The 20655-nt window shown below is 42.8% G+C and carries 35 protein-coding genes; 2 read left to right on the top strand and 33 right to left on the bottom strand.

Features of this window, described 5'->3' with window-relative positions:
- Nucleotides 1-60 precede the first annotated feature (60 nt).
- Both FTU64_RS02935 and FTU64_RS02930 read right to left on the bottom strand, forming a co-directional pair.
- Entirely contained in the window at nucleotides 61-447 is a 387-nt protein-coding gene (locus FTU64_RS02935) for a hypothetical protein (RefSeq protein WP_078189263.1), read from the bottom strand.
- Nucleotides 440-697, bottom strand: a complete 258-nt coding sequence (locus FTU64_RS02930; protein ID WP_078189264.1) for a succinate dehydrogenase assembly factor 2 — start codon at nucleotides 695-697, stop codon at nucleotides 440-442. Before FTU64_RS02930 ends, FTU64_RS02935 begins: the two co-directional genes overlap by 8 nt.
- 181 nt (nucleotides 698-878) lie before the next feature.
- Here FTU64_RS02930 and FTU64_RS02925 point away from each other — a divergent pair, with 181 nt between their 5' ends.
- The gene (locus tag FTU64_RS02925; RefSeq protein ID WP_180055988.1) at nucleotides 879-2051 is read left to right on the top strand and encodes an acyl-CoA dehydrogenase family protein; all 1173 of its coding nucleotides are present in this window, start codon (nucleotides 879-881) and stop codon (nucleotides 2049-2051) included.
- Nucleotides 2052-2095: 44 nt separating this feature from the next.
- Here the strand turns inward: FTU64_RS02925 and FTU64_RS02920 are convergent, their stop codons facing one another.
- From FTU64_RS02920 to FTU64_RS02770, 31 genes are all read right to left on the bottom strand, one after another.
- Entirely contained in the window at nucleotides 2096-2893 is a 798-nt protein-coding gene (locus FTU64_RS02920; protein WP_373886564.1) for an alpha/beta fold hydrolase, read from the bottom strand.
- Between the two features lie 133 nt (nucleotides 2894-3026).
- Nucleotides 3027-4517, bottom strand: a complete 1491-nt coding sequence (locus tag FTU64_RS02915; RefSeq protein WP_180055987.1) for an NAD(P)/FAD-dependent oxidoreductase — start codon at nucleotides 4515-4517, stop codon at nucleotides 3027-3029.
- 216 nt (nucleotides 4518-4733) lie between these two features.
- A complete protein-coding gene (gene rplQ, locus FTU64_RS02910; RefSeq protein ID WP_005012953.1) occupies nucleotides 4734-5099 on the bottom strand; it encodes a 50S ribosomal protein L17 in 366 nt (121 codons plus the stop codon).
- A gap of 18 nt (nucleotides 5100-5117) precedes the next feature.
- Entirely contained in the window at nucleotides 5118-6125 is a 1008-nt protein-coding gene (locus FTU64_RS02905) for a DNA-directed RNA polymerase subunit alpha (protein ID WP_004650465.1), read from the bottom strand.
- 17 nt (nucleotides 6126-6142) lie between these two features.
- Nucleotides 6143-6769: a 30S ribosomal protein S4 gene (gene rpsD, locus FTU64_RS02900; protein WP_078189268.1), complete on the bottom strand. Its 627-nt coding sequence runs from the start codon at nucleotides 6767-6769 to the stop codon at nucleotides 6143-6145.
- Between the two features lie 12 nt (nucleotides 6770-6781).
- Nucleotides 6782-7168, bottom strand: a complete 387-nt coding sequence (gene rpsK, locus FTU64_RS02895; RefSeq protein WP_001040166.1) for a 30S ribosomal protein S11 — start codon at nucleotides 7166-7168, stop codon at nucleotides 6782-6784.
- 19 nt (nucleotides 7169-7187) lie between these two features.
- The gene (rpsM, locus tag FTU64_RS02890; RefSeq protein WP_078189269.1) at nucleotides 7188-7544 is read right to left on the bottom strand and encodes a 30S ribosomal protein S13; all 357 of its coding nucleotides are present in this window, start codon (nucleotides 7542-7544) and stop codon (nucleotides 7188-7190) included.
- Between the two features lie 107 nt (nucleotides 7545-7651).
- The gene (rpmJ, locus tag FTU64_RS02885) at nucleotides 7652-7768 is read right to left on the bottom strand and encodes a 50S ribosomal protein L36 (RefSeq protein WP_000867907.1); all 117 of its coding nucleotides are present in this window, start codon (nucleotides 7766-7768) and stop codon (nucleotides 7652-7654) included.
- 20 nt (nucleotides 7769-7788) lie between these two features.
- Nucleotides 7789-9108, bottom strand: coding sequence for a preprotein translocase subunit SecY (gene secY / locus FTU64_RS02880; protein ID WP_171263746.1), 1320 nt, complete (start codon nucleotides 9106-9108; stop codon nucleotides 7789-7791).
- 45 nt (nucleotides 9109-9153) lie between these two features.
- Nucleotides 9154-9594 carry a 50S ribosomal protein L15 gene (gene rplO / locus FTU64_RS02875; RefSeq protein ID WP_078189271.1) on the bottom strand — a complete coding sequence of 147 codons (441 nt, stop codon included), beginning with the start codon at nucleotides 9592-9594 and terminating at the stop codon, nucleotides 9154-9156.
- A 3-nt stretch (nucleotides 9595-9597) separates the two neighbouring features.
- Complete coding sequence (rpmD, locus tag FTU64_RS02870; RefSeq protein ID WP_005012961.1) at nucleotides 9598-9774, bottom strand: 50S ribosomal protein L30; 177 nt, start codon at nucleotides 9772-9774, stop codon at nucleotides 9598-9600.
- A 6-nt stretch (nucleotides 9775-9780) separates the two neighbouring features.
- A complete protein-coding gene (rpsE, locus tag FTU64_RS02865; protein ID WP_067762902.1) occupies nucleotides 9781-10278 on the bottom strand; it encodes a 30S ribosomal protein S5 in 498 nt (165 codons plus the stop codon).
- A gap of 2 nt (nucleotides 10279-10280) precedes the next feature.
- Nucleotides 10281-10631, bottom strand: a complete 351-nt coding sequence (gene rplR, locus FTU64_RS02860; RefSeq protein WP_067762903.1) for a 50S ribosomal protein L18 — start codon at nucleotides 10629-10631, stop codon at nucleotides 10281-10283.
- A gap of 14 nt (nucleotides 10632-10645) precedes the next feature.
- On the bottom strand, nucleotides 10646-11179 hold the full coding sequence (rplF, locus tag FTU64_RS02855) for a 50S ribosomal protein L6 (RefSeq protein WP_078189272.1): 534 nt from the start codon (nucleotides 11177-11179) through the stop codon (nucleotides 10646-10648).
- Between the two features lie 13 nt (nucleotides 11180-11192).
- Nucleotides 11193-11588, bottom strand: coding sequence for a 30S ribosomal protein S8 (gene rpsH, locus FTU64_RS02850; protein ID WP_180059179.1), 396 nt, complete (start codon nucleotides 11586-11588; stop codon nucleotides 11193-11195).
- Between the two features lie 12 nt (nucleotides 11589-11600).
- The gene (gene rpsN / locus FTU64_RS02845) at nucleotides 11601-11906 is read right to left on the bottom strand and encodes a 30S ribosomal protein S14 (protein WP_067762906.1); all 306 of its coding nucleotides are present in this window, start codon (nucleotides 11904-11906) and stop codon (nucleotides 11601-11603) included.
- 9 nt (nucleotides 11907-11915) lie between these two features.
- On the bottom strand, nucleotides 11916-12452 hold the full coding sequence (gene rplE, locus FTU64_RS02840; protein WP_067762907.1) for a 50S ribosomal protein L5: 537 nt from the start codon (nucleotides 12450-12452) through the stop codon (nucleotides 11916-11918).
- A 15-nt stretch (nucleotides 12453-12467) separates the two neighbouring features.
- A complete protein-coding gene (gene rplX, locus FTU64_RS02835) occupies nucleotides 12468-12785 on the bottom strand; it encodes a 50S ribosomal protein L24 (RefSeq protein WP_078189274.1) in 318 nt (105 codons plus the stop codon).
- A gap of 9 nt (nucleotides 12786-12794) precedes the next feature.
- Nucleotides 12795-13163 (bottom strand): 50S ribosomal protein L14, encoded by a 369-nt coding sequence (rplN, locus tag FTU64_RS02830; RefSeq protein WP_005012978.1) that lies wholly within the window; start codon nucleotides 13161-13163, stop codon nucleotides 12795-12797.
- A gap of 89 nt (nucleotides 13164-13252) precedes the next feature.
- Nucleotides 13253-13510 (bottom strand): 30S ribosomal protein S17, encoded by a 258-nt coding sequence (gene rpsQ / locus FTU64_RS02825; protein ID WP_078189275.1) that lies wholly within the window; start codon nucleotides 13508-13510, stop codon nucleotides 13253-13255.
- Nucleotides 13507-13704 carry a 50S ribosomal protein L29 gene (gene rpmC, locus FTU64_RS02820; protein ID WP_005012982.1) on the bottom strand — a complete coding sequence of 66 codons (198 nt, stop codon included), beginning with the start codon at nucleotides 13702-13704 and terminating at the stop codon, nucleotides 13507-13509. The genes rpsQ and rpmC overlap by 4 nt, the downstream gene beginning before the upstream one ends.
- Nucleotides 13704-14117, bottom strand: a complete 414-nt coding sequence (gene rplP / locus FTU64_RS02815; RefSeq protein ID WP_068909575.1) for a 50S ribosomal protein L16 — start codon at nucleotides 14115-14117, stop codon at nucleotides 13704-13706. Before rplP ends, rpmC begins: the two co-directional genes overlap by 1 nt.
- A gap of 3 nt (nucleotides 14118-14120) precedes the next feature.
- Nucleotides 14121-14873 carry a 30S ribosomal protein S3 gene (gene rpsC, locus FTU64_RS02810; RefSeq protein WP_078189277.1) on the bottom strand — a complete coding sequence of 251 codons (753 nt, stop codon included), beginning with the start codon at nucleotides 14871-14873 and terminating at the stop codon, nucleotides 14121-14123.
- 1 nt (nucleotide 14874) lies between these two features.
- A complete protein-coding gene (gene rplV, locus FTU64_RS02805) occupies nucleotides 14875-15204 on the bottom strand; it encodes a 50S ribosomal protein L22 (RefSeq protein ID WP_035265103.1) in 330 nt (109 codons plus the stop codon).
- Between the two features lie 11 nt (nucleotides 15205-15215).
- The gene (gene rpsS, locus FTU64_RS02800; protein ID WP_004281508.1) at nucleotides 15216-15491 is read right to left on the bottom strand and encodes a 30S ribosomal protein S19; all 276 of its coding nucleotides are present in this window, start codon (nucleotides 15489-15491) and stop codon (nucleotides 15216-15218) included.
- A gap of 19 nt (nucleotides 15492-15510) precedes the next feature.
- Nucleotides 15511-16335, bottom strand: a complete 825-nt coding sequence (gene rplB / locus FTU64_RS02795) for a 50S ribosomal protein L2 (RefSeq protein WP_078189278.1) — start codon at nucleotides 16333-16335, stop codon at nucleotides 15511-15513.
- Nucleotides 16336-16346: 11 nt separating this feature from the next.
- Nucleotides 16347-16667: a 50S ribosomal protein L23 gene (gene rplW, locus FTU64_RS02790; protein WP_005012992.1), complete on the bottom strand. Its 321-nt coding sequence runs from the start codon at nucleotides 16665-16667 to the stop codon at nucleotides 16347-16349.
- A complete protein-coding gene (gene rplD / locus FTU64_RS02785) occupies nucleotides 16664-17266 on the bottom strand; it encodes a 50S ribosomal protein L4 (protein ID WP_078189279.1) in 603 nt (200 codons plus the stop codon). Before rplD ends, rplW begins: the two co-directional genes overlap by 4 nt.
- A gap of 11 nt (nucleotides 17267-17277) precedes the next feature.
- Nucleotides 17278-17916 (bottom strand): 50S ribosomal protein L3, encoded by a 639-nt coding sequence (gene rplC / locus FTU64_RS02780; RefSeq protein ID WP_078189280.1) that lies wholly within the window; start codon nucleotides 17914-17916, stop codon nucleotides 17278-17280.
- A gap of 59 nt (nucleotides 17917-17975) precedes the next feature.
- A complete protein-coding gene (rpsJ, locus tag FTU64_RS02775; protein WP_000070912.1) occupies nucleotides 17976-18287 on the bottom strand; it encodes a 30S ribosomal protein S10 in 312 nt (103 codons plus the stop codon).
- Nucleotides 18288-18555: 268 nt separating this feature from the next.
- Complete coding sequence (locus FTU64_RS02770) at nucleotides 18556-19293, bottom strand: type 1 glutamine amidotransferase (protein WP_078189281.1); 738 nt, start codon at nucleotides 19291-19293, stop codon at nucleotides 18556-18558.
- Between the two features lie 158 nt (nucleotides 19294-19451).
- On the opposite strand from FTU64_RS02770, the gene FTU64_RS02765 reads away from it, so the two are divergent.
- Entirely contained in the window at nucleotides 19452-20654 is a 1203-nt protein-coding gene (locus FTU64_RS02765; RefSeq protein ID WP_180021614.1) for a PLP-dependent transferase, read from the top strand.
- Nucleotide 20655 lies beyond the last annotated feature (1 nt).

Below are 20655 nucleotides of genomic sequence, written 5' to 3'. Positions count from 1 at the left end.
ATATAAGATAATGAAATATTTGCATTTTATTGAATTTTAAAAATAAAGGCTGTCTAACAATTAGATCATTTTGGCCAATACTTTGAGTGATTTCCACTGTTTCAATGACAATTGATCGCGCCAAATAATCACTGGTTTTGCACGTGCATGCATAAAATACACCACAATATACATTTGATGATCCAAAATATGGCTTATTTGAACGCGTTGCACCGGGCGGTTGAGTCGTTGCAAAGACCAATCAGTTCCATCCAAATAATCTAGACTGGTGACGTGTAAATGCTTACGGAAAAACAGAACATAAACCACCAGTCCAATGAGGAAAAATATCCCCCAAAGCATGGGTGTTAGTAACTGATAAAGCAGCGTCATCAATACCGCAAAAATAAAAAACTGAAACGCATGCGATAAAAAACTGCGTTTCAGTTTGAATTGCCGATTATCCATGAACGTAATGTTTTAATTTTTGAATAAACGTTTTTAATTCAGGACGTGGCGGTTCACTAACTTCCATAAACCAATCCAACAAATCTGGATCTTCTGCAGCAACGAGTTCTGCAAACATGTCTTTTTCAGCTGCATCGGCTTGTAAATAGTAATTTTTGACGTAGGGATCAAAATAAACATCAATCTCTTTTAAACCACGACGTGCACGGTAGATCACTTTACGCTCTTCTAAGCTGATTTCATCAGTCATTGTCTTCCCCAATCGTTGAACCCGTCTAGTGTAACTCATCCACCCCATTGAAGTGGAGTGTTTTCACAGATTGACCGAATGCTTCATCGCATTCCCTGCTTTTGAATGTTCTGCACATTGCAGTCACTCGCTGCATCTTATAAGTTGAGACAAAGCCATAAAAATGAATAGGATATTCAAAATGCAATCTGGAGCGATTCGCCCACTCAACAACATGCTGCCACGTCAATTATTTAATGCAGAACATGATGCATTTCGTGAAACAGTACGAAAATTTTATGAAAAAGAAGTTGTGCCCAATATCGAAAAGTATGAAAAACAACAACATGTAGACCGTGACTTATGGAATAAAGCCGGTGCCATGGGCTTGCTTTGCCCGACCATGCCCGAAGCTTATGGCGGCTATGGTGTAGACCGACTCTATAGCATGATTCTGATTGAAGAGCAGGCCTATGCTATGGACTCCTCTACCGGCTTTTCACTGCACTCCGACATCGTGGCCAATTATATTCATAACTTTGGCAATGAAGAACAAAAGCTGCATTGGCTGCCGAAAATGGCTTCTGGCGAAACCGTGACTGCCATTGCAATGACCGAACCGGGCACAGGTTCAGACCTACAAGCGGTACGCACAACCGCTACAGAAGATGGCGATGACTATATTATTAATGGGTCAAAAATCTTTATCACCAATGGCTATTTATGTGACATGGCAATTGTGGTCTGCAAGACAGGTAATAGTGAAAAAGGTTCAGCTAATTTATCGCTAATTATCGTCGAGGCAGATCGCGTCGGTTTTAGCAAAGGCAAACCTTTAAATAAAATTGGCATGAAAGGTCAGGATACCTGTGAACTGTTCTTTGACAATGTCCGCGTCCCTAAAAGCAACTTACTTGGCATGCAAGGTATGGGCTTTATGATGCTGATGAAGGAATTGGCTTGGGAACGTATGTTGGTCGCGATTATTTGCCAAGCCGGTGCAGAAGCAGCCTTTGCGCACACTGTTCAATACACCAAAGAGCGTAAGGCATTTGGCAAGACCGTATCTAGTTTCCAAAACACCCGTTTTAAATTGGCAGAGCTACGCACTGAAATCGATTTTTGTCGAACTTATCTAGACCGATGTATGGAGCTGCAACTTGAGGAACAGCTCGGTATTGACGCAGCCGCAGCTGCTAAATACAAAATTTCAGAAATGTTCTCCAAAGTCGTGGATGAATGTCTGCAGTTGCATGGCGGCTATGGCTATATGCTTGAATATCCAATTGCACGGGCTTATATTGACAATCGAGCCAATCGTATTTATGCCGGTACCAATGAAATTATGAAAGAGCTGATTTCCCGCTCTTTATAACAAATAAGCCCATCAGATGATGGGCTTTTTTCATTCTTTCGATATCAACTTAAATCATTCACAAAATCACAGATTAATGCAGCGACCAATGCGGGTTGCTCTTTGTGCGGCATGTGATGAAGCCCTTCCAAAATCTCTAGCTCTGCATCAGCTTTTATACCCGAAAAAAGTTTCTGAGCTTGTGCTGTCGTCCCGTATTCATCCAGTTCTCCATGGATGATCAAGCTTGGACACTGTACTTTTCCAACATAATCTTCGAGGTTCCATTGACGGAAACTTGGTGAAAGCCAAGTTTCCGTCCAAGCATCCAAAACCCATTGGGCTTTATCCCCATGGTATTTAGCCAAGCGTTCAAGCTGTCCCGGCTGCGCAAAACCTGTTTTGGCTTCACGTATACCCGATAATGTCAGTTCTTCCACTTCATACTGCGCAGCTATGGTAATCAGACCATGACATTGTTCTTGATATTCAGTTGCAATGACGACTGACATTCCCCCGCCAACACTATGCCCCATCACGATAAACTGTTGAATGGAATAATGTTGAAGAAGTGCCTTAAAGCCCTGCCGCGCTTCAGCATAGACAAAATCTGTACTTAATAGATGAGGATTCGCTGACGATCGGCCAAAACCCAATCGATCATAGGCAATCACCGTTCTGCCAGACTCAGCAGCCAATTGCGCAGGAAAATCACGCCATAAATCCACACTCCCCAGTGAATCATGCATCAATATAATCGGGGCCAAAGTTGCATCTTTATCTGCTGTTTCAGGCTGCCAAGCTTGGGTATATAGCTCATAAGCATTTAATTTTATAAATTCTGAATGTTCTTGATTCTTCACATTAACCCTGTGTGTTTTTCCTTGTTTTCAACATGATATATGTTTCAACAAATAAAGCGCATCAAATAAAACCCTAAAGTCACACATCTAAAGCAAAAAAAGGAGCATGATGCTCCTTTTTTATGTAACTGACTTAAGAAACTAATCTGGGTTTAGCCGCTAGTTGATCTGACTTTTTTTCAAATTTCAGCACTCCATCTTCAAATGAAGCATGCTTTAATTCTTTACGATCTGCCAAATAGTTGTTACTGACTTTCCACGGTGCATGTTTACCCTGTTTTGGCATCACATCCGCTGCACGTGCAATATAGCCTGACGTCAAACTTCCCATCACCGTATCTTCTAACAACTCGGTCGCATCACCTTGTGGAATCACTTGGTTATAACCATTTTGATCCATATAGTTAATCAATTTACAGATGTATTCAGAAGCAATATCGACTTTTAAAGTCCATGAAGCATTAATATAGCCAATAATCATCGCCATATTTGGTACATCACTGACCATCACGCCACGGTACAACATATGCTTAGAGGTATTCAGTGGCTGTCCATCGATTGTGGCACTGATCCCGCCTAGAATTTGAATGTTGAGTCCTGTAGCTGAAATCACCACGTCCGCTTCTAAATGTTTACCTGATTTTAATTGAATGCCATTTTCAGTAAAACTTTCAATTTGATCGGTTTCAACAGATGCACGGCCTTCGCGTAAAATTTTAAACAAATCACCATCTGGCACCACACAAAGGCGCTGATCCCAAGGATTGTAATCTGGGGTAAAGTGCTTCATATCCACTTTACCTTTTAACTGCAACTCAATTGATTTTAATAAAAATTTACGGAGTAATTTAGGTTGCTTTTGTGCAACAGCATAAACAGCCCGTTGGACACCGATATTTCGTGCACGGGTCAGTTTATAAGCAACATCTTCAGGCAATACTTTACGCATCTTGTCATAAATGATGTCAATAGAAGGTACTGAGGCAATATAGGTTGGAGAACGCTGTAGCATGGTCACATGCCCTGCACCGCCTTTTGCCATAGCTGGCACAAGGGTAATTGCTGTTGCGCCACTACCAATAATCACCACTTTTTTACCTGCGTAATTAAAATTTTCAGGCCAATGTTGTGGATGAATGAAGGTACCTTTAAAGTTTTCCTGCCCTTTAAACTCAGGTTGGAAACCTTGGTCATAATTATAATAACCCGTACAGCCAAAGACGAAATTTGCAACCCAGGTTTGTTGTTTCTTCTTCGCATCTTCAATAACAACAGACCATTTACGAGTTTGTGAATCGTAGTTCGCACTCACAACACGGTGCTGAAAATGAATTTTTTCTTTGATCTTATATTCATCAATCACTTCAGAAAGATAGCCTTTAATCGAAGACCCATCAGCAAGCACACTAGATTTTTTCCACGGCTTAAAATTGAAGCCAAAAGTTGACATATCCGAATCAGAACGAATACCCGGATATTTAAAAAGATCCCATGTACCACCGAAACTTTCACGTCGTTCAATAATTTCAAATGAACGATTTGGACAATTTTTTGAAAGATGAGCAGCCAAACCTACACCAGAGATCCCTGCACCTACAATGAGAATATCAACTTGTTTTTCCATGTTGTTCTTTTAACCTATCTTAGATTTATATTTATTAAATCACATTTTTGACAATGCACAATGTCAAGTTTAAGCAAAAGGCGATTTATTTTTATCTTTTAAGGACAAATTGAATTATTGTCTAACAATATACAGCCAATACAAAACTGCAGGCATTAAAAAAGGTCGGTTAAAAACCGACCTTTTTTAGAACAACGTACGCTGCTCTTCACGAAATTAGTTAACTTCGCGATCTACTAGCTCAACGTAAGCCATCGGTGCAGCATCACCTGCACGGAAGCCCGCTTTAAGAACACGTAGATAACCGCCGTTACGTTCTTTGTAACGAGGGCCAAGAACGGTAAATAATTTACCAACAGTTGCAGCTGAACGAGTACGAGCAAACGCTAAACGACGGTTTGCTACAGAATCGACTTTAGCTAAAGTGATTAAAGGCTCAGCAACACGACGTAATTCTTTTGCTTTAGGAACAGTAGTTTTAATTAACTCGTGTTCGAACAAAGAATTAGCCATGTTTTGGAACATCGCTTTACGATGACTGCTTGTACGGCCTAATTTCACACCACTATTACGATGACGCATGGTGATAGTCCTACTTAATTAACGGCTACGATAAGCAAAGCGATCGTCCATGCGGAGGCTAGCCGGTGGCCAGTTCTCTAAACGCATGCCCAATTGCAAGCCTTTCGATGCCAGAACATCTTTAATCTCAGTCAACGATTTTTTACCTAAGTTAGGAGTTTTAAGCAACTCAACTTCAGTACGTTGAACAAGATCGCCAATGTAGTAAATATTTTCTGCTTTCAAACAGTTAGCAGAACGAACAGTAAGCTCTAGATCATCTACTGGACGAAGCAAAATCGGATCAACTTCTTCACGAGGCTCTTGAGCAACTGGTGCTTGATCTTTCTGAAGATCAACAAAAATTGCAATTTGTTGTTGCAAGATTGTTGCCGCTTTGCGGATTGCTTCTTCAGGATCAACAGTACCGTTGGTTTCAAGATCAATGATCAGTTTATCAAGGTCAGTACGTTGTTCTACACGAGCGTTTTCCACTGTATAAGACACACGTTTGATTGGGCTGTAAGAAGCATCTAATTGTAAACGACCCACTGGGCGAGTTTCGCCTTCAGGGAAGCGTGAATCAGAAGTCTCATAACCACGACCTTGAGAAACTTTCAGGCGCATTTTTAATGAGCCAGAAGCACTTAAAGTACCGATCAAATGTTCAGGGTTAACCACTTCAACATTGTGTGGTAAACGAAGGTCAGCGGCTGTAACGTCGCCAGGACCTTGTTTTTCCAATGTCAGATAAGCTTCATTTTGATCGAACAGCTTAATAGACAATCCTTTTAGGTTCAGCAAGAGCTCGACGATGTCCTGCTGCAAGCCTTCCAAAGTACTGTACTCGTGCTCGACACCTTCAATCTCTACTTCAACCACGGCTGCGCCAGGTAAAGAAGACAAAAGGATACGACGTAAAGCATTACCAAGAGTATGACCAAAGCCACGCTCTAATGGTTCTAGAATAACTTTTGCCGAGGTCCCGCTTGCCGCTTCGACCTTGATCGCTTGCGGAGTTAGAAACTCATTTGCAGTACGCGTCATTATTGCTACCTCAAGGATTATTTAGAATACAATTCTACAATCAAGCTTTCGTTGATTTCAGCAGGTAAATCAGAACGATCTGGTGCAGCTTTGAACGTACCTTCCAATTTAGAATGATCAATTTCAATCCAAGCTGGAATGCCACGTTGAGTCGCTAACTCAACTGCGTTTTTGATACGCAATTGTTGTTTAGCACCTTCGTGAACTGCAACAACGTCACCAGCTTTAACTTGGATAGACGCGATGTTAACACGACGACCATTTAAAGTGATTGAACGGTGAGATACAAGCTGACGAGCTTCTGCACGTGTAGAACCAAAACCCATGCGATAAACAACGTTATCTAGACGGCTTTCAAGAAGTTTCAACAAGTTTTCACCTGTTGCGCCTTTAACACGAGCAGCTTCTTTGTAGTAGTTACTAAATTGACGCTCTAAAACACCGTACATACGACGTACTTTTTGTTTTTCACGTAATTGTAGTGAGTACTCAGATTGTTTGCCGCCACGAGCGCCACCATGTTGGCCAGGTGCTTTAGCAGCTTTTTTTGTTTTGACGTCAAATGGTTTAACGCCAGATTTTAATTGCAGGTCTGTCCCTTCGCGGCGAGAGAGTTTGCATTTTGGACCAATATAACGAGCCATGAATGTTTCTCCTTACACGCGACGTTTTTTAGGTGGACGGCAACCGTTGTGCGGGATTGGCGTCACATCGGTAATGCTGTTAATTTTATAACCCACTGCACCTAAAGCACGAACCGCAGATTCACGACCTGGACCAGGACCTTTTACAAGGACGTCCAAGTTTTTCAAACCGTAATCTAAAGCAGCTTTACCAGCAACTTCAGCAGCTACCTGAGCAGCAAACGGAGTTGATTTACGTGATCCACGGAAGCCTTGTCCACCAGAGGTAGCCCAAGCCAGTGCATTACCTTGACGATCGGTAATAGTCACAATGGTGTTATTAAAAGAAGCGTGAATGTGTGCAACACCTTCAGAGACGGTACGAGTGACCTTCTTGCGTGTGCGAGTATCTTTAGCCATCTTTTAGCTTCCAGAAATCTTATTTCTTAATAGGTTTGCGCGGACCTTTACGGGTACGTGCGTTAGTTTTGGTGCGTTGACCACGGACAGGCAAGCTGCGACGATGACGAAGACCGCGGTAGCAGCCTAAATCCATTAAACGTTTAATGTTCATGGAAATTTCGCGACGTAAATCACCTTCGGTAGGAACCTTAGTAACTTCTGCACGAATCGCATCAAGCTGAGCGTCATCTAATTCACGAATTTTAGTTGTTGGTGCAATACCAGCAGCAGCTAAGATAGCTTTTGCAGTGTGGCGACCAATACCAAAAATGTACGTTAGAGAGATAACAGCATGCTTGTTATCCGGAATGTTTACACCGGCAATACGAGCCATTCAATTTTCTCCAAAAAGGCAGTTAAGATAATCAACCGCCCGACAAAATCTTTGAGGGGCGGATAATAACCTAATTAGCCTACTGAAATCAACAGGTCTTGATCAGATTAACCTTGACGCTGCTTATGACGAGGTTCTGCGCTGCAAATTACGCGAATAACCCCATTACGACGGATAACTTTACAGCTACCACAAATTTTCTTTACAGAAGCTTGAACTTTCATAATGAAACCTCTAAGTGCGCTTATCCTTTCGGATGAGCAGTCGTTTTACGCATTAACGATTGATTGTCATATTGATGCGATGTGAGATGAGCTTGGAGCTGAGCCATAAAGTCCATCACCACCACCACTACGATCAGTAAAGACGTACCACCTAAGCTAAATGGAATACCAAATGAGCTTTGTAGAATCATCGGCATTAAACAGATGATTGTGATATAAACCGCGCCAATAAAAGTCAAACGATTCAAAATATGATCTAAATAGCGTGCAGTTTGCTCACCAGGACGAATACCCGGCACATAAGCACCACTACGTTTTAAATTCTCTGACACTTCTTTCGGACTAAATACTAGCGCAGTATAGAAGTAACAGAAGAAGATAATTAATGCACCAAATAGCACCAAATACATCGGTTGACCCGGCGACAATACGAGTGCCAAATCTTGTAGGCCACGTTTAATCACGCCAGCATTTGGGTCTGCACTGCCAACCCATTGCCCTAAGCTCGCTGGGAACAATAGCAATGAACTCGCAAAAATTGCAGGAATCACACCCGCCATATTAATTTTTAATGGCAAATGTGTTTGCTGAGCAGTAAATACACGACGACCTTGCTGTTTTTGAGCATAGTTTACTGGAATGCGACGCTGCGCCTTCTCAATAAACACAATTGCTGCTAACACTGCAACAGATAGCAATGCAAAGATTGCAAGACCAATTAAACTTGATTGGCCATTATCTACTGAGGTTAAAGATTGCAGAACCAAGTTCGGCAAACCAGCAACGATACCAGCGAAGATGATCATGGAAATACCATTCCCTACTCCACGCTCAGTAATTTGCTCACCTAACCACATCAGGAACATTGTACCTGCAACCAAAGAAGTTACAGCAGGAACGTAAAAAGCAAGTCCACTAGTCAAAGTAATATTTTGACTAATCAGACCTGCACACATCCCAACGGCTTGCACAAGTGCAAGAAACAATGTGCCTTGTCGCGTATATTGATTGATCTTACGCTTACCTTGTTCGCCTTCTTTCTTTAAAGCTTCCAGCGAAGGAACAACCGTAGACATTAACTGCACGATAATCGATGCAGAGATATACGGCATAATCCCAAGAGCAAGAATTGACATACGCTCTAATGCACCACCTGAGAACATGTTAAACAAACCAAGGATCGTACCTTGGTTTGCATTAAACAGATTCTCTAGTGCGGCATTGTTAATGCCCGGTACTGGAATATGTGCTCCCAGTCGAAAAACCAACAACGCCCCGATGAGGAACATCATACGGCGAATAATTTCACGATATTTCACATGAAAAGGTTGGCCTTTCATCATGTTAACATGACCTGTCGAACTAGGAGTCATAGACACTGGGGATTACTCCTCGACTTTACCGCCAGCAGCTTCAACAGCAGCTTTAGCGCCTTTAGTCAATGCAACACCTTGAACAGTGAATGCACGAGTAATTTCACCAGAAAGTACGATGCGTGCACGCAACATATCTTTACGTACAACGTTAGCAGCTTTTAAAGTTTCAAGAGACACGATGTCGCCTTCAACTTTAGCAAGTTCTGATAAACGTACTTCAGCAGTTTTCAAAGCCATTTGGCTAGTGAAACCGAATTTAGGTAAACGACGGTATAACGCAGTTTGACCACCTTCGAAACCAGGACGTGTACCACCGCTCTTACGTGAGTTTTGACCTTTGACACCACGGCCACCAGTCTTACCAACGCCAGAACCGATACCACGGCCTAAACGAAGGTTGTCACGCTTAGCACCTTCTGCAGGTGCAATTGTATTTAAACGCAGAGTCATGGCTTATTCCTCTACACTAACCATATAGTAAACTTGGTTGATCATACCACGGTTAGAAGGCGTATCTTGCACTTCAACTGTATGACCAATACGACGCAGACCTAAACCTTTAAGGCTAAGCTTGTGATTTTTCAAGCGGTGCGATGAAGATTTAGTCTGGGTAACTTTAATCGTTTTCATGATTGATTACCCTTGAATTTGTGCTACTGATAAACCACGTTTCGCAGCAACTTTCTCAGGAGAAGTCATATCACGCAAACCGTTAAAAGTTGCGTTTACTACGTTAGCAGCGTTAGTAGAACCATAACACTTAGTTAATACGTTACGTACACCTACAGCTTCTAAAACTGCACGCATAGCGCCACCAGCAATTACACCAGTACCTTCAGAAGCAGGTTGCATGTAAACGCGGCTTGCACCGTGACGAGCATTGATAGGGTGCTGAACAGTACCGTCAACAAGGTCAACAGTAATCATGTTGCGACGAGCAGCTTCAAGTGCTTTAGAAATAGCAGCTGGAACTTCACGTGCTTTACCACGACCAAAACCTACGCGACCATTACCATCACCCACAACAGTTAATGCTGTGAAAGAGAAGATACGACCACCCTTAACAACTTTGGCTACACGATCAACGGCAACCAGCTTTTCAACAAGACCTTCGTTTTGTTCAACTTTAGCCATGATTAGAACTCCAAGCCGTTTTCACGAGCAGCATCAGCCAAGGCTTTGATACGACCATGATATTTGAAACCAGAACGGTCAAATGCAACTTTAGTTACACCAGCCGCTTTAGCACGTTCTGCAATTAAAGCACCAACTTTCTGAGCCGATTCAACGTTACCAGTAGTACCAGCACGTAGAGTAGCGTCTAAAGTAGAAGCTTGCGCTAATACTTTGCCACCATCTGCAGAGATAACTTGAGCATAGATGTGACGCGGAGTGCGGTTTACACACAAACGAGTCGCACCCAATGCACGGATGTGCAAGCGTGTGCTTTTCGCACGACGCAAACGGGATTGTTTCTTTTCGTTCATAAGAACCTCGCGCCTTATTTCTTCTTAGCTTCTTTACGAAGTACAACTTCGTCAGAATAACGAACACCTTTACCTTTATAAGGCTCTGGCGGACGGTAACCACGGATTTCTGCAGCAACTTGACCTAATTTAGCTTTATCAGCAGATTTAAGTACAATTTCAGTTGCAGTAGGAGTTTCTGCAGTTACACCTTCAGGAAGGTTGTAGTCGATCGGGTGAGAGAAACCAAGGTTAAGGTTAACAATGTTACCTTTAACCGCAGCTTTATAACCAACACCGATAAGCTGTAACTTACGTTCGAAACCTTCGTTAACACCTTTTACAAGGTTGTTAAGCACAGCGCGAGCAGTACCAGCTTGCATCCAAGCATCTTTAGATTCAGCTTTAGGAGCAATAACTAGAGTACCGTCTTCCTGTTTTAGCTCGACCAGCGCATGCAGGTTGAAAGACAATGTACCTTTGCTGCCTTTCACTTCGACCTGCCGGCCGTTCTGAGTAACTGTAACACCGTTAGGTACAGTTACTGGGGCTTTAGCCACACGAGACATGAGGAATCACCTATTAAGAAACAAAAGCAATAACTTCACCACCGATACCTGCAGCACGTGCAGCGCGATCAGTCATGATGCCTTTGCTTGTAGAAACAATTGCAATACCTAAACCTTGCTTAACGCTAGGAAGTGCATCTTTACCGCGATATTGACGTAGACCAGGACGGCTTACGCGTTTCACAGTATCGATAACTGGTTTGCCTTCGAAATATTTTAAAGTAATCGTTAAAGTCGCTTTGCCTTCATTGTCAGCAACAGTTACATCAGCGATATAACCTTCTTGTTGAAGTACGTTAGCAATCGCAACTTTCAACTTTGAGTTTGGCATAGAAACAGTTTGTTTCTTTGCCATTTGTGCGTTACGAACACGTGTTAGCATGTCGGCAACGGTATCTTGCATACTCATTTATAGTGCTCCTTACCAGCTTGCCTTAACAACGCCCGGTACATCACCTTGCATTACTGTTTCACGTAATTTGTTACGGCTTAAGCCGAACTTACGGAAGTAACCATGAGGACGACCAGTTAAACCACAACGGTTACGTAGACGTACTGGAGACGCATTACGTGGTAATGCTTGAAATTTCATCATCGCTTCGAAACGTTCTTCGTCTGATGCATTAACGTTTGCGATAATTGCTTTTAATTCAGCACGTTTCGCAGCGTATTTAGCAACAGTAGCTTCGCGTTTCAATTCGCGATTAATCATACCTTTCTTAGCCATATCGACCTCTTATTTGAACGGGAAGCCGAATGCACGCATAAGCGCACGGCCTTCGTCATCGGTGCGAGCAGTCGTAGTGATGGTAATGTCCATACCACGAATACGATCAATCTTATCAAAATCGATTTCAGGGAACATGATTTGTTCCTTAAGACCCATTGAGTAGTTACCACGACCATCGAATGATTTCGCAGAGAAACCACGGAAGTCACGGATACGAGGGATCGCGATAGAGATCAAACGGTCTAAGAATTCGTACATACGTTCGCCGCGTAAAGTAACTTTACAGCCGATCGGCCAACCATCACGGATTTTGAAACCAGCGATAGATTTACGAGCTAAAGTAAGTACTGGTTTTTGACCAGCAATTGCTTGCATATCAGAAAGAGCGCCATCTAACAATTTCTTGTCAGCTGATGCAGCACCAACACCCATGTTGATGGTGATTTTTGTAATGCGAGGAATATCCATCACATTCTTAACGCCCAATGTTTCTTTTAATTGAGCCTTAAGTTCGTCGTTGTAACGCGTTTTAAGTCTGGCCATTGCCTAGTCAACCTATTACTTCGCTACCGCCACTGATTCACCATTAGATTTGAATACGCGAGTTTTCACGCCTTCAATCACTTGGTAACCAACACGGTCAGCCTTTTGGGTTGTAGCATTAAAAATTGCCACGTTAGAGATATGAAGCTCAGCTTCTTGAGTTACGATGCCGCCTTCAGCGCCAGTAGCTCGGTTAGGCTTTTGATGCTTCGTTACCAAGTTAAGGCCTTCAACCTTAACACGGTCATTTGAAACAGACAAAACAGTACCTTGTTTGCCTTTTTCTTTACCTGCGATCACAATTACTTGATCGCCCTTTTTAATCTTAGCCATGAGTGCCTCTTATAGAACTTCAGGAGCCAATGAAATAATTTTCATGAACTGTTCAGTACGAAGTTCACGAGTCACTGGTCCGAAAATACGAGTTGCAATCGGCGCTTTGTTGTTGTTCAAAATAACAGCTGCGTTATCGTCGAAACGAATAACTGAACCATCTGCACGACGGATGCCGAATTTTGTACGTACAACTACAGCATTCATCACGTCACCTTTTTTAACACGTGCACGTGGAATAGCTTCTTTTACAGTAACTTTAATAATGTCGCCAACAGAAGCATAACGACGATGTGAACCACCAAGTACTTTAATACATTGTACGCGGCGAGCACCACTGTTGTCTGCTACGTCGAGCATACTTTCGGTTTGAATCATTGCCCTACTCCAAAACCGAGCATCACCGGTCGCAATTTCGAAAGGCTCAAAGAGTACTCGAAATTGACCGATGATGCAAGAACGTTTAATTACTCAGCAGCAGCTTCAACAACTTCAACTAAAGTCCAAGACTTAGTTTTAGAAATTGGGCGGCTTTCTTTGATGCTTACTACGTCGCCAACTTTAGCAACATTATTTTCATCATGAGCATGTAATTTAGTTGAACGGCGGATTGATTTGCCATACAACGGGTGTTGAACGCGGCGTTCGATAAGAACAACGATAGACTTGTCCATCTTGTCGCTAACTACTTTACCGGTTAACGTGCGAACTGTTTGTTCACTCATTGTCCGTTCCCCTGTTTTTCGGTAAGGAGGGTCTTAATACGAGCAATTGTCTTACGAGTAAGCGCAACTTCGTGCGATTTACCCAATTGACCAGTTGCTTTCGCCATACGAAGACGGAATTGGTTAAGCTGTTGCTCATCAAGCAAAGCTGTCAACTCTTCTACCGACTTTTCACGTAGATCATTAGTTTTCATTACATTACCGTCCGAGTCACGATAGTGGTTTTAAACGGAAGTTTTGCAGCAGCAAGCGTAAACGCTTCGCGAGCAAGTTCTTCGTTAACACCATCAATTTCGTACAAGACTTTACCTGGTTTGATTTGGCAAACCCAGTATTCCACAGAACCTTTACCTTTACCCATACGAACTTCTAATGGTTTTTCAGTAATTGGTTTGTCTGGGAAAACACGGATAAAGATCTTACCACCACGTTTAATACGACGGCTGATTGTACGACGCGCTGCTTCAATTTGACGTGCGGTCATTTGACCACGTTCAACTGATTTAAGTGCAATAGTACCAAAAGATACTGAGCTACCGCGATGTGCTAGACCAGTGTTACGGCCTTTTTGCACTTTACGGAATTTAGTACGTTTAGGTTGTAACATGGATTATTCTCCTTTTTCAGCAGAACGATCATTGCGACGACCACGACGCTCTTGACCTTCACCACGACCACGACCACGTTTAGCTGGACGTTCTTCAGCTGGAGCTGGGTTCATGACTTGTTTCATGCCGCCCAAGATCTCACCACGGAAGATCCATACTTTAACGCCGATCGTACCGTAAGTAGTCTCAGCACGCATAGTAGCATAGTCGATGTCAGCACGAAGAGTATGAAGAGGTACACGACCTTCACGATACCATTCAGTACGAGCAATCTCAGCACCACCTAGACGGCCTGAAACTTCTACTTTGATACCTTTAGCACCAGCACGCATAGAGTTTTGAACCGCACGCTTCATAGCACGACGGAACATTACACGTTTTTCTAATTGAGAAGCGATTGCTTCAGCAACTAAACGAGCGTCTAAATCTGGGCGATCGATTTCGTTGATACTTACTTGCGCAGGAACACCCATAATGGCTGTTAATTCGCGTTGTAATTTCTCAATGTCTTCGCCTTTTTTACCGATCACGATACCAGGACGTGCAGTGCTAATAGTTACTTTAGCTGCGCCTGTAGGGCGTTCGATAAGAATATTGCTTACCATCGCATTCTTAAGTTTTTTAGTTAAAAACTCACGAACTTGAAGATCTTTTAGCAAATATTCAGCATATTGTTTCGGATTCGCATACCAGTTAGCGTTATGACGTTTCACAACACCTAGGCGGATACCGATTGGATGAACCTTCTGACCCATATCAAACCCCTACCTTAACGGTAATGTGACAAGTACGCTTAGTAATACGATCTGCACGGCCTTTAGCACGTGGCAAAATACGTTTCAGGCTCATGCCTTCATCAACGTAGATCGTAGAAACTTTAAGGTCGTCTACATCTAAACTGTTATTGTGTTCAGCGTTTGCAATCGCAGATTCCAATGCTTTTTTAACTAAAACTGCAGCTTTTTTGTTGCTGAAGTTTAAGATATTTAAAGCATGCGCAACAGATTTGCCGCGAATTAGGTCTGCAACCAAACGTGCTTTTTGTGCCGAGATAGCGGCACCGCGTAATTTAGCAGTTACTTCCATCATAGCACCTATTAACGTTTAGACTTCTTGTCAACACCGTGACCACGATAGGTACGAGTTGGCGCGAATTCACCTAATTTATGACCAACCATATGCTCAGATACGATCACTGGAACATGGTTACGGCCATTGTGTACAGAAATTGTTAGACCAACAAAATCCGGTAAGATCATCGAACGACGCGACCAAGTTTTGATCGGCTTACGGTTATTAGCCGCGATAGCCGCTTCAACCTTAGCGAACAAGTGCGCATCGACGAATGGGCCTTTTTTCAGAGAACGAGGCATTGTCAGATTCCTTTACTTGTTACTTAACGCGACGGTCGCGAATGATCATCTTAGTCGTACGCTTGTTGGTACGTGTTTTGTACCCTTTAGCTTTTTGACCCCATGGACTTACAGGTTGAATACCTTTGTTACGTCCTTCACCACCACCATGTGGATGGTCTACTGGGTTCATCGCCATACCACGTACGGTAGGACGAACGCCACGCCAGCGTGATGCACCTGCTTTACCAAGTGAACGAAGGTTGCTTTCTGAGTTAGAAACTTCACCTAACACAGCACGGCATTCAACGTGTACTTTACGCATTTCGCCTGAACGAAGACGAATGATAGCGTAAGAACCGTCACGACCCAACAATTGAGCAGATGTACCAGCAGAACGTACTAATTGTGCGCCTTTACCGATTTTAAGCTCGATGTTGTGAAGAGTAGAACCGATAGGCATGTTGCGAAGTGGCAAGCAGTTACCTGGACGGATTGGAGCATCGTTACCAGATTGAACTTGATCACCAGCGCGAAGGCCTTTAGGTGCAATAATATAGCGACGTTCACCGTCAGCATATTTCAATAAAGCAATATGAGCTGTACGGTTTGGATCGTATTCAATACGCTCAACTACAGCAGGGATGCTGTCTTTGTTACGTTTGAAGTCTACGATACGGTAGTGCTGTTTATGACCACCACCAACGTGACGAGTTGTAATGTGACCGTTGTTATTACGACCGCCAGTACGTTTTTTAGCTTCAACCAACGGAGCATATGGCGCGCCTTTGTGAAGGTGGTTATGAACCACTTTCTCTACAAAGCGACGTCCTGGAGACGTTGGCTTACATTTTTGAATCGGCATAATTTTCGTCCTTATTCCGCTGCGTTTTCAGCGGTATCGCCCAAGTCAGCCATTTCAACATCTTGGCCAGCTTTCAGGGTGACGTATGCTTTTTTAACATCAGAACGACGTCCTAATGTTTTACCAAAGCGTTTAGTCTTACCTTTAGTGATCGTTGTGTTAACTTTAACAACTTGAACACCAAATAGTTGCTCAACAGCTTTTTTGATTTCAAGTTTGTTTGCATCTAGTGCAACTTTGAACACTTGAACACCAGCAGTTTCGCCTAAAACTTGTGCTTTTTCTGAGAATACAGGTCCTTGTAGGACTTGATAGATACGTTCGTTGTTCATCCGAGTTCTACCTCAATTTTCTTAGCAGCAGCAACAGACATAACAACTTTATCGAACGCGATCAAGCTAACAGGATCGATTGCAGCAGCATCAACCACATCAACGTGTGGAATGTTGCGAGCAGCAAGATACAAGTTCTCATCAACAGCATCTGTAACGATTAATGCACGAGGTGCATTCAAGTCGTTAAGTTTTGCAAGCAATTCTTTAGTTTTTGGAGCTGCAACAGCAATCTCTTCAACTAAAACAAGGCGATCTTGACGAACAAGCTCAGCCAGGATGCATTGCATAGCACCGCGATACATTTTACGGTTTACTTTTTGAGACCAGTCTTGTGGACGAGCAGCAAAAGTTTTACCACCGCCAACCCAGATTGGGCTACGAATAGAACCAGCACGAGCGCGGCCAGTACCTTTTTGACGGAAAGGTTTTTTACCACCGCCAGAAACGTCAGCACGTGATTTTTGCGCTTTAGAACCTTGACGACCACCAGCTAAGTAAGCTGTAACAACTTGGTGTACAAGAGCTTCGTTAAAATCACGACCAAACGCAACTTCAGATAACTCAACAGCAGAGCCGGAAACAGTATTTAAATTCACGTTATTTCCCCTCAGGCCTTGATAGTAGGACGAACAGTAACGTCGCCACCAGTAGCACCAGGAACCGCACCTTTAACAACTAGAACTGAACGTTCTGCGTCGATAGCAACGATTTCAAGACCCTGTGTAGTTACACGTTCAGCACCTAAGTGACCAGGCATTTTTTTGCCTTTGAACACGCGACCAGGAGTCTGGTTTTGACCTGTAGAACCGATAACACGGTGAGATACAGAGTTACCATGTGTAGCGTCTTGAGTACGGAAGTTCCAACGCTTAACACCACCTTGGAAACCTTTACCTTTAGATGTACCAGTAACGTCAACAATTTGACCCACTGTGAACACATCTACACCGATAGTTCCGCCAACTTCACGACCTTCAAGATCAGCTTCTGTAGCGCGGAATTCTTGAACTAGACGACCAGCAGCTACACCCGCTTTAGCGAAGTGACCTTTCTGAGCGTTAGTTACGCGAGATTCGCGACGTTCACCAGTAGTGATTTGAATCGCTTGATAACCATCAGTTTCAAGCGTTTTGATTTGTGTGATGCGGTTAGGATCAACCTCAATCACTGTTACAGGTACAGAAACACCAGCATCTGTAAAGATACGTGTCATACCGCACTTGCGACCGACTAAACCAATAGCCATGTGCATAAACCTCTAAAAAAGCGGCCTAATTAACTTAGAGCGTTAATTAACCGAAAGCCTTAACCCAAAGCGATCTGAACATCAACACCAGCTGCAAGATCTAACTTCATCAATGCATCAACAGTTTTATCTGTAGGTTGAACGATGTCGATCAAACGTTTGTAAGTGCGGATCTCGTATTGGTCACGCGCATCTTTGTTAACGTGTGGTGATGTTAAAACGTTAAAACGTTCGATACGTGTAGGCATCGGGATTGGACCACAAACTTGTGCGCCAGTACGTTTTGCTGTTTCTACGATTTCTTGAGCTGATTGATCAATTAGACGGTGATCAAAAGACTTAAGACGGATACGAATTCTCTGGTTAGACATACCAGTTAACTCCAAGCCAAATATATAAAGAATCACCCTTGACGCATCTCACCCCACTTTAAAAGAGGCAAGTGTCAAGAGCAGTGAAATATCACTAAGGTCACGATCGATGCCGCGACTGTCACGATGTTAACTACTTTATTCGTAGCTAACCCCCTTCATCAAAGGGTCGCCCATTATAGCTATTGTTTAATGCATAAGCAAATGTCTTTTGCTGTTTTTCTTATATTTTTCATTTTTTATGCAAGATCAATTGCTTAACTTTTAATCAATAGGCATTTTTTCTTAATACATACTCTATTGCTTGGTTTAGTATTTGATTTCCCTCAATAAATTTGTTTTTTGCGCTTTTCCGTAGATCATGTACTGGCTGTACATGTGTTCCTGAAAAAAATGCCACTTCTTCATCATTTTCCAAAAATAAATCGAGTACTTCCGGGGTAATTTCAGGATGAAATTGGAAGCCCAAAACATTTTGCCCGATTTGATACATTTGATTACGACATGCATCATTTTCTGCCAGTAATACCGCTCCTTTCGGAATTTCAAATGTTTCACTGTGCCACTGCATGACTTTAAACTCTTCAGGTAGTTTGAAACAGTCATGCGGTACGTTAGCGACCTTACGGATGGTCGTCCAACCCAATTCTTGTTGTGCATTTCGACTCACCGCACCACCCAAGGCATTGGCAATCAATTGCCCACCTAAACAAAGCCCAATTGCGGGTTTACCGAGTGCTAAATAGCGTCGCAGCCACCGTTTTTCTATTTTTAACCATGGGAAATTTGCCTCATCATTTACACTCATGGTCCCACCCATAATGATAAGTAAATCGACATCTTCAACATGCGGCAAAGCCTCGAGATCCAAGGCTTGATCGACCGGTAATGCAAAGAATTCTGTGGCCGTAATTTTGGCCTGATGCTGTTTTAAAAATTCATAACAACTGCCGAACCCTTCGCCAGCAATATGCTGAAAATAATGTACTTTTAAATGCGACTTCATGCGCTAAACCTATTGTTGTTGCTCTGATATCGGTTTTGCAAGAATGAAGCCAACTTTGCTTTTCACTTAATTTTCTATACAAAAGCATCGTAAATCCATGCCTTTTAGTCGTATTCTTTTGAACATTCATTATTATTTTGATCATTTCAGAGCGCCACGTGAAAAAGAATCCTCAAACTGAACTCATTCATGCACCAAGAATGGCACCGCAATACATCAATAGTGTTCAACCTCCCCTGTTTCGTGCATCCACTATAATTTTCGAAAATACAGATGCGCTATTTAATCGCCATTGGACCGATGATTATGACTATAGCTATGGCACGCATGGTACCCCCACGACATTTACCCTAGGCGATCAGCTTGCTCAGATTGAAGGAGGCTTGTATCACTTACTTGCACCAAGCGGTTTGTCTGCAATTAATTTGGTCAATTCATGTTTTTTAAGTCAAGGGGATGAAGTGTGGGTCGCAGATAATATCTATGGCCCAAATATGGAACATCTACGCAACCTAGAAACCCGCTACGGTATCGTGGTCAAGGTTTATAACCCGATTGATGTCAACTCATTCACACCTTCAGCGCAAGCCAAGCTTATTTGGTTAGAAGCTGCTGGATCTGTCACTTTAGAGTTTCCAGATTTAGTCGGCTTGGTCAAAAAAGCCCAAGCCCATAACATTCTCACTGCACTGGACAATACTTGGGGAGCAGGACTTGCCTTTAATGCTTTTGATTTCAGTGCTGAGCATCTGAGTGTCGATATCAGTGTACATGCCTTGACCAAATACCCAAGTGGCGGCGGGGATATTTTGATGGGTTCGGTAATTACACGAGATAAAAAGCTTCATCACAAACTGTTTCGTGCCCACGCCATTCAAGGCATTAGCATCTCTGGTGATGATGCAGCACAAGTACAACGCAGCCTGGCTTCAATGCGCCTGCGCTATGAACACCAGTCACAAAGTGCTTTAACTTTATTAAATTGGCTAAAACAGCAGCCAGCCTTTGTACAGGTTTTACATCCTGCTGATGAAGCTTCCGCAGGACATCAGCATTGGAAAGAAATTTGTACAGAACAACACAGTGCCGGCTTGGTCAGCGTGGTATTTAATGAAAAATATAGCTTGCAAGATGTACGCCGCTTTTGCGATGCGCTGAAACTCTTTAAGCTTGGTTTTAGCTGGGGTGGCCCAGTCAGTTTAGTCATGCTATATAACTTAAAAGATATGCGTGTACTCGAACATTCACATATTCAAGCCGGCTTACTGGTTCGCTTTTGTATAGGACTAGAACATCCTGCAGATTTAATACAAGATATAGAAAACGCACTACAACATTTAAATAAACAGCAACTCGAATAAA

This window comes from Acinetobacter sp. YH12128, assembly GCF_013418655.1.
Taxonomy (GTDB): Bacteria; Pseudomonadota; Gammaproteobacteria; order Pseudomonadales; family Moraxellaceae; genus Acinetobacter; species Acinetobacter amyesii.
This window is presented reverse-complemented; position numbering and strand designations above follow the sequence as displayed.

Coding starts and splice junctions, on each gene's coding strand:
- FTU64_RS02935 (WP_078189263.1), bottom strand. CDS start 447: ATGGATAATCGGCAATTCAAACTGAAACGCAGTTTTTTATCGCATGCG.
- FTU64_RS02930 (WP_078189264.1), bottom strand. CDS start 697: ATGACTGATGAAATCAGCTTAGAAGAGCGTAAAGTGATCTACCGTGCA.
- FTU64_RS02925 (WP_180055988.1), top strand. CDS start 879: ATGCAATCTGGAGCGATTCGCCCACTCAACAACATGCTGCCACGTCAA.
- FTU64_RS02915 (WP_180055987.1), bottom strand. CDS start 4,517: ATGGAAAAACAAGTTGATATTCTCATTGTAGGTGCAGGGATCTCTGGT.
- rplQ (WP_005012953.1), bottom strand. CDS start 5,099: ATGCGTCATCGTAATAGTGGTGTGAAATTAGGCCGTACAAGCAGTCAT.
- FTU64_RS02905 (WP_004650465.1), bottom strand. CDS start 6,125: ATGACGCGTACTGCAAATGAGTTTCTAACTCCGCAAGCGATCAAGGTC.
- rpsD (WP_078189268.1), bottom strand. CDS start 6,769: ATGGCTCGTTATATTGGTCCAAAATGCAAACTCTCTCGCCGCGAAGGG.
- rpsK (WP_001040166.1), bottom strand. CDS start 7,168: ATGGCTAAAGATACTCGCACACGCAAGAAGGTCACTCGTACCGTCTCT.
- rpsM (WP_078189269.1), bottom strand. CDS start 7,544: ATGGCTCGTATTGCCGGTGTAAACATTCCGGATAACAAGCATGCTGTT.
- rpmJ (WP_000867907.1), bottom strand. CDS start 7,768: ATGAAAGTTCAAGCTTCTGTAAAGAAAATTTGTGGTAGCTGTAAAGTT.
- secY (WP_171263746.1), bottom strand. CDS start 9,108: ATGAAAGGCCAACCTTTTCATGTGAAATATCGTGAAATTATTCGCCGT.
- rplO (WP_078189271.1), bottom strand. CDS start 9,594: ATGACTCTGCGTTTAAATACAATTGCACCTGCAGAAGGTGCTAAGCGT.
- rpmD (WP_005012961.1), bottom strand. CDS start 9,774: ATGAAAACGATTAAAGTTACCCAGACTAAATCTTCATCGCACCGCTTG.
- rpsE (WP_067762902.1), bottom strand. CDS start 10,278: ATGGCTAAAGTTGAACAAAACGAAGGTCTTGTTGAAAAGCTGGTTGCC.
- rplR (WP_067762903.1), bottom strand. CDS start 10,631: ATGAACGAAAAGAAACAATCCCGTTTGCGTCGTGCGAAAAGCACACGC.
- rplF (WP_078189272.1), bottom strand. CDS start 11,179: ATGTCTCGTGTGGCTAAAGCCCCAGTAACTGTACCTAACGGTGTTACA.
- rpsH (WP_180059179.1), bottom strand. CDS start 11,588: ATGAGTATGCAAGATACCGTTGCCGACATGCTAACACGTGTTCGTAAC.
- rpsN (WP_067762906.1), bottom strand. CDS start 11,906: ATGGCTAAGAAAGGTATGATTAATCGCGAATTGAAACGCGAAGCTACT.
- rplE (WP_067762907.1), bottom strand. CDS start 12,452: ATGGCCAGACTTAAAACGCGTTACAACGACGAACTTAAGGCTCAATTA.
- rplX (WP_078189274.1), bottom strand. CDS start 12,785: ATGGCTAAGATTAAAAAGGGCGATCAAGTAATTGTGATCGCAGGTAAA.
- rplN (WP_005012978.1), bottom strand. CDS start 13,163: ATGATTCAAACCGAAAGTATGCTCGACGTAGCAGACAACAGTGGTGCT.
- rpsQ (WP_078189275.1), bottom strand. CDS start 13,510: ATGAGTGAACAAACAGTTCGCACGTTAACCGGTAAAGTAGTTAGCGAC.
- rpmC (WP_005012982.1), bottom strand. CDS start 13,704: ATGAAAACTAATGATCTACGTGAAAAGTCGGTAGAAGAGTTGACAGCT.
- rplP (WP_068909575.1), bottom strand. CDS start 14,117: ATGTTACAACCTAAACGTACTAAATTCCGTAAAGTGCAAAAAGGCCGT.
- rpsC (WP_078189277.1), bottom strand. CDS start 14,873: ATGGGTCAGAAGGTTCATCCAATCGGTATCCGCCTAGGTGTTGTGAAA.
- rplV (WP_035265103.1), bottom strand. CDS start 15,204: ATGGAAGTAACTGCTAAATTACGCGGTGCCGCTATCTCGGCACAAAAA.
- rpsS (WP_004281508.1), bottom strand. CDS start 15,491: ATGCCTCGTTCTCTGAAAAAAGGCCCATTCGTCGATGCGCACTTGTTC.
- rplB (WP_078189278.1), bottom strand. CDS start 16,335: ATGCCGATTCAAAAATGTAAGCCAACGTCTCCAGGACGTCGCTTTGTA.
- rplW (WP_005012992.1), bottom strand. CDS start 16,667: ATGAACAACGAACGTATCTATCAAGTCCTACAAGGACCTGTATTCTCA.
- rplC (WP_078189280.1), bottom strand. CDS start 17,916: ATGGCTATTGGTTTAGTCGGTCGCAAGTGCGGTATGACACGTATCTTT.
- rpsJ (WP_000070912.1), bottom strand. CDS start 18,287: ATGTCTAACCAGAGAATTCGTATCCGTCTTAAGTCTTTTGATCACCGT.
- FTU64_RS02770 (WP_078189281.1), bottom strand. CDS start 19,293: ATGAAGTCGCATTTAAAAGTACATTATTTTCAGCATATTGCTGGCGAA.